This window comes from Promicromonospora thailandica, assembly GCF_024171955.1.
Classification (GTDB): domain Bacteria; phylum Actinomycetota; class Actinomycetes; order Actinomycetales; family Cellulomonadaceae; genus Promicromonospora; species Promicromonospora thailandica.
Map to the genome: position 1 here is coordinate 26,257 of NZ_JAMTCS010000013.1, position 13,349 is coordinate 39,605.

Genomic DNA, 13,349 nt, shown 5'->3' on the forward strand with positions numbered 1-13,349 from the left:
GCCTGTGGAAGCATGCGGTCATGACCCGGCTGGCCATCATCTGGAACCCGTCCAAGACGAGCAGGGAGAACCTCGAGACCGCGCTCGAGGCCGTGATCGAGGCCGCCCCGGACGACGGTGCGGCGGCTGCGACCGACGTGCGCTGGTACGAGACCAGCCCCGAGGACGCGGGTCACGGCACGGCCGCGCGCGCGGTGGAGGAGGGTGCCGAGGTGCTCGTGGCGGCGGGCGGCGACGGCACCGTGCGCGCCGTGGCGGCGTACCTGGGCGAGTCGGGGGCCGACGCCGACCTGGCGATCGTGCCGCTCGGCACGGGCAACCTGCTGGCCCGCAACCTCGGGGTACCGGTCGGCGACGTGCCCGCCGCGTTCGCGCGGGCGCTCGCGCCCGAGGCGCGCCCGGTCGACCTGGGGTGGCTGGAGGCCGACCTGGGAGAGGGGCCGCAGCGCCTCGCGTTCGCCGTCATGGCCGGGTTCGGCCTGGACGCGCACATGATCACCGAGACGAACGACGACCTCAAGGACCGCGTGGGCTGGCTCGCCTACGTGGAGTCGCTGGGCCGGGCGCTGACGGCCAGCGAGACGCTGGAGGTCACCCTCGCCGCCGACGACGGCGAGCCCGAGCGCACCACCGTGCACACCCTGCTGGTCGGCAACTGCGGCATGCTCCAGGGCGGCATCACGCTCCTGCCCGACGCCGACCCGCGCGACGGCGAGCTGGACCTGCTGCTGCTGTCCGCGCAGGGCGCCGCCGGCTGGGCCGACACGGTGCGCAACATGGTGTGGGACAACGGCCTCAAGCGGCTCGCCACGGGGGTGGTCGAGGCGCAGAGCAGCGACAGCGCCGCCCACGGCCGCGTGCGCGCCCTGCGGGTCGAGCTCGCCGAGCCGCGGGTGCTGGAGATCGACGGCGAGGACCTGGGCACCGCCACCGCGTTCGCCGTGGAGGTCCAGGCGGCTGCGGTGCGGGTGCGGTGAGACGAGGTCGGCGCGGGATCCGCGCCGACCCAGCGATCGTGCCCGGGATCAGGCCCGGAAGTGGGCACGATCGCTGGGTCGCAAGAAACCAGAGACGGGAGATCAGGATGGGAAAGACGATGAAGGGCCAGGAGCGGCCGGCGAAGCGGGGCGGGGTCAAGGGCTTGATCACGGCCGCGGCGGTCGCGCTGACCGTCGCGGCCGTGATCAAGGAGCTGCGCACCCCGGCGCCGGAGCGCACGTGGCACGGCAAGGTCGCGTCAGTGGTTCCCTACGAGTTCCGCCCGCCCACCCTGGAGCGCGTCCGTGAGCGGCTGTGGGACCCCGAGGCCGCCCACGTCGTGGGCCCGCGGGTGTTCGGCGTGGGCTGGTCGGTCAACCTGGGCAGGGTGCTCGCGGTCGCCCGCGCGAAGATCGGTGCGTGATCCAGCCACGGAGCACCACTGCGGCAAGGCGCCGCCGGCACCCTCACGGTCGCTGGTGCTCCGTAACGCGCGCTGGAGCGTCGTCCGCGCCGAGCAGGAACGGCCGCAGCAGGTCCGGCACGGCGGCGTCGGCGAGCGCCAGGCCGTCGGCCTGGCCCGCGTCACGGACGGCGTAGGCGCCGGTGCCCGCCGCCGTGGTGGCCAGCACCGTCACCAGCCCGGCGCGGCGCTGGAACACCGACTGCCGCACGGTCCAGCCCACGATGCCGCGACGTTGGAGCGCCACGGTGGAGCGCCGCACCGTGCCGCTGCGAGCCACGAGGTAGGCGCCGGTGAGCGCGTGCCCCAGCGCGCGGTAGGCGTCGAGGGCCAGCGCCACCGCGACGGGCACCAGCACGAGCGCGCTGATCCACGCGACGTGCAGCAGCACCGGCGTGAGCAGCAGGCCGAGCATCACGAGCACGGCCTCCACCGCGAGCACCGGGGCCAGCGCCCAGCGCACCCGGCGTCCGCGCGCCGCGAGGGGGTGGCCGGCGAGCGGCGCCGCCGTCGGGGCGGCCGGCTCGCGCAGCACGGCCGCCGCCACCTGGTCGGCCAGCTCCTTCGGGGCGGCGGGCAGCAGCGTCCGGCTCTCGGACTTGTCCTCCTCGCTGGTCGTCAGCCCGGTGGCCACGGCGTCCACGCGCGCGGCACCGGCGAGCCGGACGCCCAGGGGCTCCACCAGCTCGATGCCGCGCAGCCGCGATTCCTCGAGCGAGATGGACCGCGTGGTGAGCAGGCCGCGTCGCACGCGGAGCGTGCCGTCGGCCTCCCGGTCGAGCGTGTGGTTCCACCAGGTCTCGACCCACAGCGCGAGTGCGGCCACGGCACCGACCAGGAGCAGGCCGGCGAGCAGGGCGAGCGCGACGAGCAGCACCGGCGCCAGGCCGAACCACGACCCGACCGCGGCGAACAGGTCGTCCTGCCGCCCGAACCACTCGGACACCTGGATCACGCCGCCCGCCGCGGCCGCGCCGAGCGCCGGCGGCACGAACGACAGCGGCGCGTACCGGATCCAGCGGGGGTCGAAGCGGGCCAGGGCGCCGTCGGCCGGCTCGGCGTCGGGCACCGGGCGTGCGGCGTGCGCGAGCAGCGTGGCCCGCAGCGCGTCGGCGGCGTCGCGCCGCAGGGGCCAGAGCGTGACGGTGCCCTCGGCCCCGGCGTGCTCGCCCGTGCCCACCCGCACCGTGGCCACGCCGAGCACGCGCAGCACCGGGTCGGCCGTGAGGTCCACCGACCGGATCCGTTCGCGGCGCAGGGCCAGCCGCTTGCGGAACACGACGCCCGTGTGCACGTGCAGCCGGTCGGTGTCCACGTGGTAGCGGGTCACGCGCCACATCCACTCGCCGCACCCCGCGCCGACGGCGACGGCCAGCACCGACGGCGGCACCGTCCAGGCGAGCGCCGTGCCGAGCGACGTGCCGACGGCGACCCAGTAGGCGGTCAGGAGCGCACCACCGACCACGGGGCCCGCGGTGTAGAGCGCCGCGGCGAGCACGGCGGCCCGGCGGTCGAGGCGGTCCCAGGACGGGTCGGGCACGGCTCGGTCGGGCACGGCAGGGTCGGGTGCCGGCGTCGTCACGTCGCGTCCTCGGGCGTGGCCTGGGTGGCCAGCGTCAGGTCGGCGGCGAGGGCCGCGGCCGTCTCTGCGTCGAGGCCCGGGGCCTTGACGGCGCCGCGGGCGGACGCCGTCGTCACGGTGAGCGTGGCCAGCCCGAAGCGCTGCTCGAGCGGGCCGCGGACCGTGTCCACGGTCTGGATCCGGGACAGCGGGGCGATGCGCCACTCCTGGAAGAACCAGCCCGTGCGCGTGTACACGGCCTGGTCGGTGACCTCCCAGCGGTGGTGGCGGAACCACAGGCGGGGGAGGGTGACAGCGGCCAGCGCGCCGATCGCGGCGATCACGCCGCCCGGCAGGAACAGCCACAGGCGCGCGGGCGGGAGGAGCGCGCCGAGCACCGCCAGGGGTACCACGGCTACCGCCGTCCAGAGCACGAGCTGCCAAGTCCACCACCCGACGGCGCGCGGGTCCACGGCGTGCCGGGGCGGGCGCAGGCTGAGGGCGGGCTTCGGACTGTCGTCGGGGCTCGGCGCGGTCACGCCAGCCATGCTGTCAACCCCGGGCGGGGGCGGCAACGCAATTCGGCCCCGGTCGATGAGTCCCGGCGCGAGTGCCGGTCTCACCAGCACGAGGCCGCGGCGGGTCGGCCCTGACAGGAGGAGCGAGCACATGGATGCGACCGACGGTGGTTCGGGCCCGGAGGTGCTGCTGCCGGGAGACGCCGCGTACGACGAGGCGCGCCGGGTGTGGAACGCGATGGTCGACCATCGGCCCGCCGTCGTGGTCCGGTGCCGGGACACGACCGACGTCGTGGCGGCGCTGGCCCGGGCCCGCCGGGACGGCCTGGAGGTGGGCGTGCGCTGCGGCGGGCACAGCGTGGTGGGGCACGGGGTGCCGGACGGCGGCCTGATGATCGATCTGACGCCGATGGGCGCCGTCCGTGTGGACCCCGTCCGCCGGCGGGCGTGGGTGCAGGGCGGCGCCCTGCTCGGCGCGCTCGACGCAGCCACGCAGCCCTACGGCCTGGCGACCACGGCGGGCAACGTCTCACACACGGGGGTGGGCGGGCTGACGCTGGGCGGCGGCATGGGCTGGCTGGCCCGGCAGTACGGCCTGACCTGCGACAACGTGGTGTCCTTCGAGGTGGTCACGGCGGCGGGCGAGGTGGTGCGCGCGTCCGCGGACGAGCGACCCGAGCTGTTCTGGGCGCTGCGCGGTGGCGGCGGGAACTTCGGCGTGGTCACCGAGTTCGAGCTCCGGCTGCACGAGACCGGCACCCGGGCCCTGAGCGTCGAGCTCGACTTCCCCGTGGCCGGTGCCGCCGCGACGGTGGCCCGCTGGCGCGACCTGGCCGAGGGCGCGCCGCGCGCCGCGACGTACACGGCGGGCGTGTTCGACGGCGTGCTGACCCTCGGCCTGGTGTGGGTGGGCGACCCGGACGACGGGCGGACGCACGGCGAGGTGCTCGACGCGCTGGGGGAGCCGGTCGCTCGCCGGGTGGCCGAGCTGTCCTACCTCGAGCTCCAGAGCCGGGAGGACAGTGAGCGCGGGCACGCGGTGCGCCGCTACTGGAAGGGGCACTACCTGCGGGAGCTGTCCGCGGGTGCGATCGACGCGCTGCTGGCCACCGAGCCGGGCACGCACGCCGGGCTCCAGGCGTACGGCGGCGCGATCGCCGACGTGCCCGACGCGGACGCGGCGTTCGGGCAGCGGCAGACCGCGTTCGAGTACGTCGCGGCCACGGGGTGGACGGATCCCGGCGAGGACGACGCCCGCGTCGGCGCGGCCCGCGCGAGCGCGGCCCGGATGGCTCCCTACGCGAGCGGCGTCTACGTCAACGCTCTCTCGGACGACGGCGCCGCCGGCGTCCGCCGTGCCTACCCGCCGGAGAAGCTCGCCCGGCTGGCCGCGGTCAAGGCGGCGTACGACCCCGGCAACGTGTTCCACCTCAACCAGAACATCGAGCCCGCGGCGCGATGAGCGGGCGTGTGCGCCGGTCAGCGGCATGATCCGGCAGTGATCCCGCCGAGAACCGCTGCTCGTGCGAGTGACCAGGGGCGGGCACACGATGATCCGGAACCCGGCCTGGGCCGGGCACCGATCCCGTCGCAGGAGGACCCATGTCCGCGCCACAGCACTCGTTCCGAACCGTCGCCCGACCCGTCGCGACGCTGCTGGCCGTCGCGCTCGCGACGGCGGGCTGCGCCCGCGGGATCAGCGCGGAGGGCGAGGGGCCGGACGTCGACTTCGGGGCGTCGCCGTCGCCCGGCGGCACGCTCCAGGTGATGGGGTTCGGCACGGGCGACGAGATCGGCCAGGTGCGGCACGAGCGTGCCACGCAGGCCCTCGGGGTCGACGTGAAGCTCTCCGAGGGCGAGCTCGACCCGCAGGCGTTCCTGTCCGCCGCCGCGGCCGGCAACCCGCCCGACCTCGTCTACGCCGAGCGCGACCAGATCGGCACGTTCGCGTCGCGCGGCGCGATCCTGCCCCTGTCGGAGTGCATCGACGCGCAGGGCATCGACACCGACGCGTTCGTCGGCACCGCGGTCGACGAGGTGACCTTCGGCGACGAGCTCTACGGCGTCCCGGAGTTCAACATGGTGCAGGTCACCATGGCGAACGCCGACCTGCTCGACGAGGCAGGACTGGGCCTCGCCGACGTCGACGGCTCCGACCCGGACGCCGTCCTGGCGGCCACCGAGGCGCTGACCCGCCGCGACGGCGGGAAGCTGTCGGTGATCGGCGTCGACTCCAAGCTCCCCGAGTTCCTGCCGCTGTGGGCCAAGGGTCGGGGCGTCGACCTGCTCTCGGCCGACGGCCGCACCGCTCAGCTCGACGACCCCGAGGTGGTCGCGGCGCTGGAGCACGCCGTCGCGGTCTACGAGGCCCAGGGTGGGTTCCCGGACGTCAAGACGTTCCGCGACTCCGCGGACTTCTTCGGGGCGGGCAACCAGTTCGCGACCGGACAGCTCGGTGCCATGGCGATGGAGCAGTGGTACGTCAACGTCCTCAACGAGAGCTCGCCGGACGCGCCGCTGGCCTTCGGCCCGGTCAAGGGGTCCGACGGCGAGGTGCACGCCTTCGCCACCGGCTCCGCGTGGGCGATCCCGGTGGGCGCGAGCGACCCGGCCGCCGCGTGTGCCTACGTGGCCCGCATGACCGAGACGGAGGCGTGGGTGCGGGCCGCGCAGGCGCGGGCCGACGCCCGCGCGGCCGACGGCCTGGTGTTCACCGGCGTGCTCACCGGCAACGAGGAGGCCGACGCGCAGATCCGCGACACGGTGCTCGCTCAGGACCCGCCCGAGCCGTGGCGCTCCGCGATCGACGCCGTCTACGAGGCCAACGAGCACACCTTCGCGCTGCCCGCCAGCCCCGCGGGCGCCGAGTTCGAGACCGCGTGGCAGGACGCCGTCAACCGCGTGCTCAACGGTCAGCAGGAGCCCGCCGACGCGCTGGCCCAGGCCCAGGAGGAGGCCCAGGCGGCGCTCGACGAGGCCTGGGCGGGCTGGGACGAGAAGCAGTGACGACCAGCGCCCGCGCCCGCCGCGAGCGCCGCACCGGGCTGGCGTTCATCAGCCCCTGGATCGTCGGCTTCGTGGTGTTCACGGCCTGGCCCATCCTCTACTCCGGCTACCTGTCCCTGACCGACTACGACGTGCTCACCGACCCGGCATTCGTCGGCCTGGAGAACTACGAGCGCATGGCCGCCGACCCGCAGGTGCGGCTCGCGCTGTGGAACACGCTGCAGTACGCGGTGGTGCAGGTGCCGCTGTACGTGCTGGTGTCGCTCGCGCTCGCGCTGCTGCTGCACCAGGCGGGCCGCGCGTCCGGGTTCTTCCGGACCGCGTTCTTCGTACCGAAGATGACGCCGCCGGTCGCCGTCGGCGTGCTGCTGCTCCTGCTGTTCAACGGCCAGTACGGCCTGGTCAACGAGGCGCTCGCCGCCGTGGGCGTCGACGGCCCGAGCTGGACCACCGACCCGGCGTGGGTCAAGCCCGGCCTCGCCCTGGTGAGCCTGTGGTCGGTGGGGACGGCCGTGGTCATCCTGCTCGCGGCGCTGCAGGACGTGCCCGCCGAGCTGTACGACGCCGCGCGCGTCGACGGGGCGGGCTGGTGGCGCCGCACCCGCACCGTGACGCTGCCGATGATCAGCGGCGCCCTGTTCTTCGTGACCGTGGTCAACACCATCGCCGCGTTCCAGATGTTCACCGAGGCGTACTCGGCGTACTTCGGCGCGGGCACGTCCAGCTACTCCAACGACGCCGCCCTGTTCTACGTCATCTACCTGTTCCGCGAGGGGTTCGCCGAGCTGCACATGGGGTACGCCTCCGCGCTTGCGTGGCTGCTGTTCGTCGTGATCATGCTGGTCACCGCCGTGCAGCTGCTCGTGTCGAGACGCCTGGTCTACTACGAGGGGGAGCAGCGATGAGGGGGCGCCGCACCGTGCGCGTCGTGGTCGTGGCGGCGCTGACCGTCCTCGCCGTGGTGTTCGTGTACCCGCTGGTGTGGCTGGTGTCGGCGTCGTTCAAGCCGCGCGCCGAGATCTTCGACAACCGGCTGCTGCCGCGCACCCCGACGCTGGAGAACTACCTCACGGTGTGGGACGCGGCGCCGCTCGGGCTGTGGCTGGCCAACACCCTGGTGGTGACGGCGCTCGCGGCCACGACCGTGACGCTGTCCAGCGCGCTGGTGGCGTGGGGGTTCGCGCACTACCGGTTCCGGGGGCGCGGGCCGCTGTTCGGGCTGGTGCTCGCGACGATGATGCTGCCGGGTGCCGTGACGCTCATCCCGACCTATCTCATCTGGCACCAGCTCGGGTTCGTCGGTACGACGGTGCCGCTGTGGGCGGGCAACCTGTTCGGCAGCGCGTTCTACATCTTCCTGCTGCGGCAGTTCTTCCTGGGGCTGCCGCGCGAGCCGTTCGAGGCTGCACGGCTGGACGGTGCGAGCGAGTGGGCCCTGTTCTGGCGCATCGCGGTGCCGCTGTGCCGGCCGGCGCTGGTGCTCGCGTTCCTGTTCGAGGCGCAGGCCTCGTGGACGGACCTCATGCGCCCGCTGGTCTACCTCCAGGACACCGCGACGTTCACCGTGCCGCGTGGGCTCAAGGCCGTGATCGACCAGTTCGGTCCGGGCGGCGAGTCGCAGTGGGAGGTGGTGGTCACGGCGTCGGTGATCACGACCGTGCCGATGATCCTGCTGTTCTTCGCCGGGCAGCGGTACTTCGTGCAGGGCATCGCCACCACGGGCTCGAAGGGTTAGCGGGTGCGGTTGGCCCGCAGGATCTCCTCCTGGTACGGCGCGACGACCGATCCGGAGACGCGGCAGTCCAGCACGAGGAAGCGCCGCCGGTCGACCGGCTCGGCCGACCAGGCGGCCAGCCGGTCCAGGTCGCCGAGGGTGCGCACGACGACGCCCTCGGCCCCGACGGCGGTCGCCAGGGCGGCGAAGTCGGTCTCGGGGATGAGCATGGGCTCCTCGGCGAGGCCCTGCCGCCCGTAGACGTGCACCTCGGCGCCGTAGGCGGCGTCGTTCCACACGACGGCGAGGCCGCGGCCGCCCGCGGTGCGCACGGCGGTCTCGAGGTCGGCCAGCGCCATGAGGCCGCCGCCGTCGCCCGTGGTGAGCACGACGGCGTCGTCGGGCCGGGCAGCGGCGGCGCCGGCCACGCTCGGGAAGCCGAGGCCGATGGACTGGTAGGCGGTGCCGACCATCATCATGCGGTCGGGGGAGGCCACGGGCCAGTACATGTTGGCCCAGCCGATGAAGTGCCCGCCGTCGGAGACGACCACGCGGTCGCGCGGCAGCGTCCCCGCGAGCCGGTGGGCGACGGCGCGCGGGTCGAGGCGGCCGTCGGGCGCGAGCCCGTCGTCGGGGCCGGTGTCGTACCGGCGGGCCGCCGCGACGTCGACGGTCTCGCGCCAGCCCGACGGCCTGGCGCCCTGGGCGCGCAGCTCGTCGACGAGCGCACGGGCCACGAGGGCGGCGTCGCCGCGGATGAACCCGCCGACGTGGCGGTGCGTGGCCGCGGCCGCGATGTCCACCTGGACCACGCGCGTGCCGGGCGCGAACAGCTCGCCGAACCGCATCGTGAACTGGTTGAGGGACGCGCCGAGCACGACGGCGACGTCGGCCTGCCGCACGAGCTCCATCGCGTCGGCCGCGCCGAACCCGCCCGCGACGCCGAGGTCGTACCGGCCGTCGGGGAACACGCCGCGGCCCAGCGCGGTCGTGGCGGTCAGGGCACCCGTGGCCTCGGCGAGCTCGCCCAGGGCCTCGCCCGCCCCGGCCAGCCACGCGCCGCGGCCCGCGAGCAGGACGGGACGCTCGGCGTCGGCGAGGTGCCGCGCCAGGTCGGTGATGGCGGCGGCGTCGAACGGGCCCGCCGGGGCGAGGGGAGCGGGCAGCACGGGCTCGGGCGCCTCGGGCACGGGCCCGGCCTCCAGCGCGGCGACGTCGTAGGGGATGGCCAGCACCACGGGCACGCGGTAGGTCAGGGAGTGCTCGATGGCGATGACGCTCGTGGCGGCGGCGTCGGCGCGGCCGACGGTGTACGTCCGCGCGCCGACGGCGGCCGCGAGCGCGATCTGGTCCACGTCCCAGGGGCGCGGGCCCGAGGTGGGCTCGTCGCCCGTGAGGAGCACGAGCGGCACGCGGGCCTGCGCGGCCTCGGCCAGCGCGGTGAGGGCGTTGGTGAAGCCTGCGCCGTAGGTGGCCGTGGCCGCCGCGATGCGGCCCGAGGCGCGGAAGTACGCGTCGGCGGCGACCACGCCGCCCGCCTCGTGGCGCACGGCGGTGAAGCGCGCGGTGGTCGAGCGGGTCAGGTCGTCGAGGAACCAGGCGTTGCCGTTGCCCATGACGCCGAAGACGTGGTCGACGTGGCGGGCGACAGTACGGGCGACGTGTGCGGACACGGTGGGCACGGGGCCTCCAGGGAACAGTGACGGATGAGTGGTGCGGTCCGTATGTGTCCCGGGCGGGCCCCCCGGGGGCCCGTCGCGCGCCCCTTTTTCGAGCGCAGGCGGGAGATGATCCGCCTCGACGCGCTGAGTATAACCACGGGTACAACCACAGGTCAGACCGGTCGGAGCGCGCCCCCGAGGAAGGCGGTCAGCTCGTCGCGCGCGGTCAGGGGCAGCACGGCGGCCACGTACTGGTCCGGCCGTACGACGACGACGGCGCCGCCGCGGTCGATGCCGCGCAGCTCGAAGATGTCGTGGGCGGGGTCGGCGGCGTACACCTTCTCGTAGTCGACGAGGCCGAACGGGCCGACCCGCGGCCGGAACACCGCGGGCACCGACGGGTGCTCGATCGCGTGGTGGTCCTGCTGGTAGACGACCTTGACGTCGAGCACGGCGTCCGGGTCGCCGCCCGCGGGCGTGTGCCGCAGCAGCGGGGAGCCGGGTGCGGTGCCGAGCCAGTCGGCCCAGTCGCGCAGCGCCGACGGTGCGTCCGGGGCGCCGGCGTCGGCGAACGCGTAGACGCGCCAGCGCCCGTCGGCGCGCGCGTGGTGACCCAGGTGCGCCGGGTTGCCGTCCGCCACGCGCGCGACCGGCGCCGACTTGAACCGCTTGCCCACCGGGAAGCCCGTGGCGAGGTGCTGGTGCTCGGCACCCGCCACGATCATCGACGGCTGGTACCGCGTCATGAACCCGCAGGGGAACTCCGCGGTCTTGACGTAGAAGTCCTCGAGATACGTGGGGTCGGGCAGGTCCTCGGGCCGGGTCGCCATGAGCCGCGACCACTCCCGGTCGAAGTCGATGAGCTCCTGCGCGACGACCTGCCGCTCGGCGGAGTAGGTGGCCAGCAGCGACTCCGGCGCGCGCCCCGTGAGCACGTGCGCGAGCTTCCAGGCGATGTTCCACCCGTCCTGCATGGACACGTTCATGCCCTGCCCGGCCTTGGCGCTGTGCGTGTGGCACGCGTCGCCCGTGAGGAACACCCGGGGCGTGCGGGTGCCGGCCAGCTCGGCGGGCACGTCGTCGAACCCGTCGGTGACGCGGTGGCCCACCTCGTAGACGCTGTGCCAGGGCACGTCCTTCACGTCGAGCGTGTAGGGGTGGATGATCCGGTTGGCGCGCGCGATGATCTCGTCCAGCGACGTCGCGCGCACGCGTCCGCCGTCGTCGGCCGGGACCTCCCCGAGGTCGACGTACCAGCGGGCCAGGAACCCGCCCTCGCGGGGGATGAGCAGGATCGAGCCGCCGTCGTGCGACTGGATGGCGCACTTGGTGCGCACGTCCGGGAAGTCGGTCACGGCGAGCACGTCCATCACGCCCCAGGCGTGGTTGGCCTTGTCGCCCACGGCGGTGCGGCCGATGGCCTGCCGGACGGCGGAGTGCGCGCCGTCGGCCCCGACGACGTACCGGGCGCGGACGGTGCGCTCGGCGCCCTCGTGCGGGCCGGCGGTGTGGCGGAGAGTGACGGTGACGAAGCCGTCTCCCGCCGGCACGCTCAGCCCCGTGACCTCCAGGCCGTAGTCCGGGCGCACGCGACCCGGGGCGTTCGCCGCGACCTCGGCGAAGTAGTCCAGGACGCGCGCCTGGTTGACGATGAGGTGCGGGAACTCGCTGATGCCGTCCGGGTCGTCGGGCGGCACCGCCCCGCGCACGATGTTCTCGGGGCGTGCCGGGTCCGGCTTCCAGAACGCCATCTCGGTGATGCGGTAGGCCTCGGCCGTGATGCGCTCGGCGAACCCGAACGCCTGGAACGTCTCGACGCTGCGCGCCTGGATGCCGTCGGCCTGCCCCATCTCCAGACGTCCCGCGCGCCGCTCGACCACGTGGGTGCGGATGTCCGGGAACTGCGCGAGCTGCGCGGCCGTGATCATGCCCGCCGGCCCGCTGCCCACGATCAGCACGTCGACCTCGTCGGGCAGCCCGGCGGGGCGCACCAGGCCGTAGCCGGCGGCCGGGCGCACGTGCGGGTCGCCGGTGACGTACCCGTGGTGGTGGAACTGCATCGGTGGTCCTCTCAGGCCCTGGCCAGGCCGTAGACGGGGTTGACGGCCTGCACGTGCTCGTGGTCGGGGCCCAGCGGGATGCCCGTGCGGTCACGCAGCAGCAGCACCGCCGCCAGGCCGAGCAGCGTCATCCCCGCCAGATAGATCGTCACCGACGTGGCGCTGCCCGTCGCCTGCACCAGCGCCGTCGCGATGGTGGGCGCGAACGCGCCGCCCAGGATCGAGCCGATCGCGTACGAGATGGACACGCCCGAGAACCGGATCGACGCGGGGAACAGCTCCGCGTACAGCGCGGCCTGCGGCCCGTAGGTGAGCCCCAGACCCACCGACAGGAACGACAGGCCCAGCAGCAGGGAGCCGAACGTGCCGCCGTGCACCAGCGGGAACAGGGCCAGGACGCCCGCGAGCTGCACCACGAAACCCACCGCGTACGTGGTGCGGCGGCCCAGCCGGTCCGACACCCACCCCGCGAACCACGTCGAGGCCAGCCAGACGACGGCCGACGCCGTCACCGCCCACAGCACCAGCCCCTGGCCCATGCCCACCGCCCCCTGCGGGTCCGACGCGTAGCGCTGCACGTACCCGCCCGTGGTCATGTAGCCCACCGCGTTGTTGCCCGCGAACACCAGCGCCGCCACGATCACCAGCGGCGTGTGCCGGCGGAACAGGCGCACCACCGGCTGCCGCGTGGTCTGCGCCCGCTCGGCGATCTCGACGAACACCGGGCTCTCCTCGACGCTGCGGCGCACCCAGTACCCGATGCCGATGAGCACCACGCTGAGCAGGAACGGCACGCGCCAGCCCCACGCGAGGAACGCGTCGCCCGGGGCGACGGCGGTCATCAGGGCCAGCACCCCCGAGGCCAGGAGCAGACCCAGCGGCACCCCGATCTGCGGGGAGGCGCCGTACAGGCCCCGGCGGCGCACGGGCGCGTGCTCGCACGACATGAGCACCGCGCCGCCCCACTCGCCGCCCGCCGAGATGCCCTGCAGGATCCGCAGGAGCACCAGCAGCACCGGCGCCGCGACGCCGATCTGCGCGTACGTGGGCAGCACCCCGATCAGCGCCGTCGCCACGCCCATGAGCACGAGCGTGAGCACCAGCACCACGCGCCGCCCGTACCGGTCGCCGAGGTGGCCCGCGACGAACGCGCCCAGCGGCCGGAACAGGAAGCTGACCCCCACCGAGCCGAACGCCAGCAGCGTCGCGAGCCCCGCGCCCGCCGGCTCGAAGAAGAGCTGCCCGAACACCAGGCCCGCGGCGGAGGCGTAGACGAAGAAGTCGTACCACTCGACCGTGGTGCCGACGATCGTGGCCGCGACGACACGACGGCGCTCGCGGGCGGTGGGCTGTGCCTCTGACATCGTATGACTCCCTCGTCATCGCCC

General features: G+C 74.5%; 11 protein-coding genes. 6 read left to right on the forward strand and 5 right to left on the reverse strand.

Annotated features, from left to right (window positions below):
• Positions 1–20 precede the first annotated feature (20 nt).
• Both APR03_RS19685 and APR03_RS19690 read left to right on the forward strand, forming a co-directional pair.
• On the forward strand, positions 21–977 hold the full coding sequence (locus APR03_RS19685; RefSeq protein WP_253838486.1) for a diacylglycerol/lipid kinase family protein: 957 nt from the start codon (positions 21–23) through the stop codon (positions 975–977).
• 107 nt (positions 978–1,084) lie between these two features.
• Entirely contained in the window at positions 1,085–1,402 is a 318-nt protein-coding gene (locus APR03_RS19690) for a DUF5808 domain-containing protein (RefSeq protein WP_253838487.1), read from the forward strand.
• Between the two features lie 43 nt (positions 1,403–1,445).
• Here APR03_RS19690 and APR03_RS19695 read toward each other — a convergent pair whose 3' ends face one another.
• The gene (locus APR03_RS19695; protein WP_253838489.1) at positions 1,446–3,023 is read right to left on the reverse strand and encodes a PH domain-containing protein; all 1,578 of its coding nucleotides are present in this window, start codon (positions 3,021–3,023) and stop codon (positions 1,446–1,448) included.
• Positions 3,020–3,541: a PH domain-containing protein gene (locus tag APR03_RS19700; RefSeq protein ID WP_253838490.1), complete on the reverse strand. Its 522-nt coding sequence runs from the start codon at positions 3,539–3,541 to the stop codon at positions 3,020–3,022. The genes APR03_RS19695 and APR03_RS19700 overlap by 4 nt, the downstream gene beginning before the upstream one ends.
• A gap of 130 nt (positions 3,542–3,671) precedes the next feature.
• Between APR03_RS19700 and APR03_RS19705 the strand changes: the two genes are divergently transcribed.
• The 4 genes from APR03_RS19705 (at position 3,672) to APR03_RS19720 (ending at position 8,261) form a co-directional block, all read left to right on the forward strand.
• The gene (locus tag APR03_RS19705; RefSeq protein WP_253838492.1) at positions 3,672–4,982 is read left to right on the forward strand and encodes an FAD-binding oxidoreductase; all 1,311 of its coding nucleotides are present in this window, start codon (positions 3,672–3,674) and stop codon (positions 4,980–4,982) included.
• Between the two features lie 140 nt (positions 4,983–5,122).
• Positions 5,123–6,526 carry an ABC transporter substrate-binding protein gene (locus APR03_RS19710; protein WP_253838496.1) on the forward strand — a complete coding sequence of 468 codons (1,404 nt, stop codon included), beginning with the start codon at positions 5,123–5,125 and terminating at the stop codon, positions 6,524–6,526.
• Positions 6,523–7,431, forward strand: coding sequence for a carbohydrate ABC transporter permease (locus APR03_RS19715; protein ID WP_253838498.1), 909 nt, complete (start codon positions 6,523–6,525; stop codon positions 7,429–7,431). Before APR03_RS19710 ends, APR03_RS19715 begins: the two co-directional genes overlap by 4 nt.
• Complete coding sequence (locus APR03_RS19720) at positions 7,428–8,261, forward strand: carbohydrate ABC transporter permease (protein ID WP_253838500.1); 834 nt, start codon at positions 7,428–7,430, stop codon at positions 8,259–8,261. Before APR03_RS19715 ends, APR03_RS19720 begins: the two co-directional genes overlap by 4 nt.
• Here the strand turns inward: APR03_RS19720 and APR03_RS19725 are convergent.
• The 3 genes from APR03_RS19725 to APR03_RS19735 all read right to left on the reverse strand — a co-directional run bounded on the left by APR03_RS19725 (position 8,258) and on the right by APR03_RS19735 (position 13,325).
• Positions 8,258–9,922, reverse strand: a complete 1,665-nt coding sequence (locus tag APR03_RS19725; protein ID WP_253838502.1) for a thiamine pyrophosphate-binding protein — start codon at positions 9,920–9,922, stop codon at positions 8,258–8,260. The genes APR03_RS19720 and APR03_RS19725 overlap by 4 nt on opposite strands.
• A gap of 152 nt (positions 9,923–10,074) precedes the next feature.
• Positions 10,075–11,961 carry an FAD-binding monooxygenase gene (locus APR03_RS19730; protein WP_253838504.1) on the reverse strand — a complete coding sequence of 629 codons (1,887 nt, stop codon included), beginning with the start codon at positions 11,959–11,961 and terminating at the stop codon, positions 10,075–10,077.
• Between the two features lie 11 nt (positions 11,962–11,972).
• Positions 11,973–13,325, reverse strand: coding sequence for an MFS transporter (locus tag APR03_RS19735; protein ID WP_253838506.1), 1,353 nt, complete (start codon positions 13,323–13,325; stop codon positions 11,973–11,975).
• Between the last annotated feature and the right edge of the window lie 24 nt (positions 13,326–13,349).

Coding starts and splice junctions, on each gene's coding strand:
- APR03_RS19685 (WP_253838486.1), top strand. CDS start 21: ATGACCCGGCTGGCCATCATCTGGAACCCGTCCAAGACGAGCAGGGAG.
- APR03_RS19690 (WP_253838487.1), top strand. CDS start 1,085: ATGGGAAAGACGATGAAGGGCCAGGAGCGGCCGGCGAAGCGGGGCGGG.
- APR03_RS19705 (WP_253838492.1), top strand. CDS start 3,672: ATGGATGCGACCGACGGTGGTTCGGGCCCGGAGGTGCTGCTGCCGGGA.
- APR03_RS19710 (WP_253838496.1), top strand. CDS start 5,123: ATGTCCGCGCCACAGCACTCGTTCCGAACCGTCGCCCGACCCGTCGCG.
- APR03_RS19720 (WP_253838500.1), top strand. CDS start 7,428: ATGAGGGGGCGCCGCACCGTGCGCGTCGTGGTCGTGGCGGCGCTGACC.
- APR03_RS19730 (WP_253838504.1), bottom strand. CDS start 11,961: ATGCAGTTCCACCACCACGGGTACGTCACCGGCGACCCGCACGTGCGC.
- APR03_RS19735 (WP_253838506.1), bottom strand. CDS start 13,325: ATGTCAGAGGCACAGCCCACCGCCCGCGAGCGCCGTCGTGTCGTCGCG.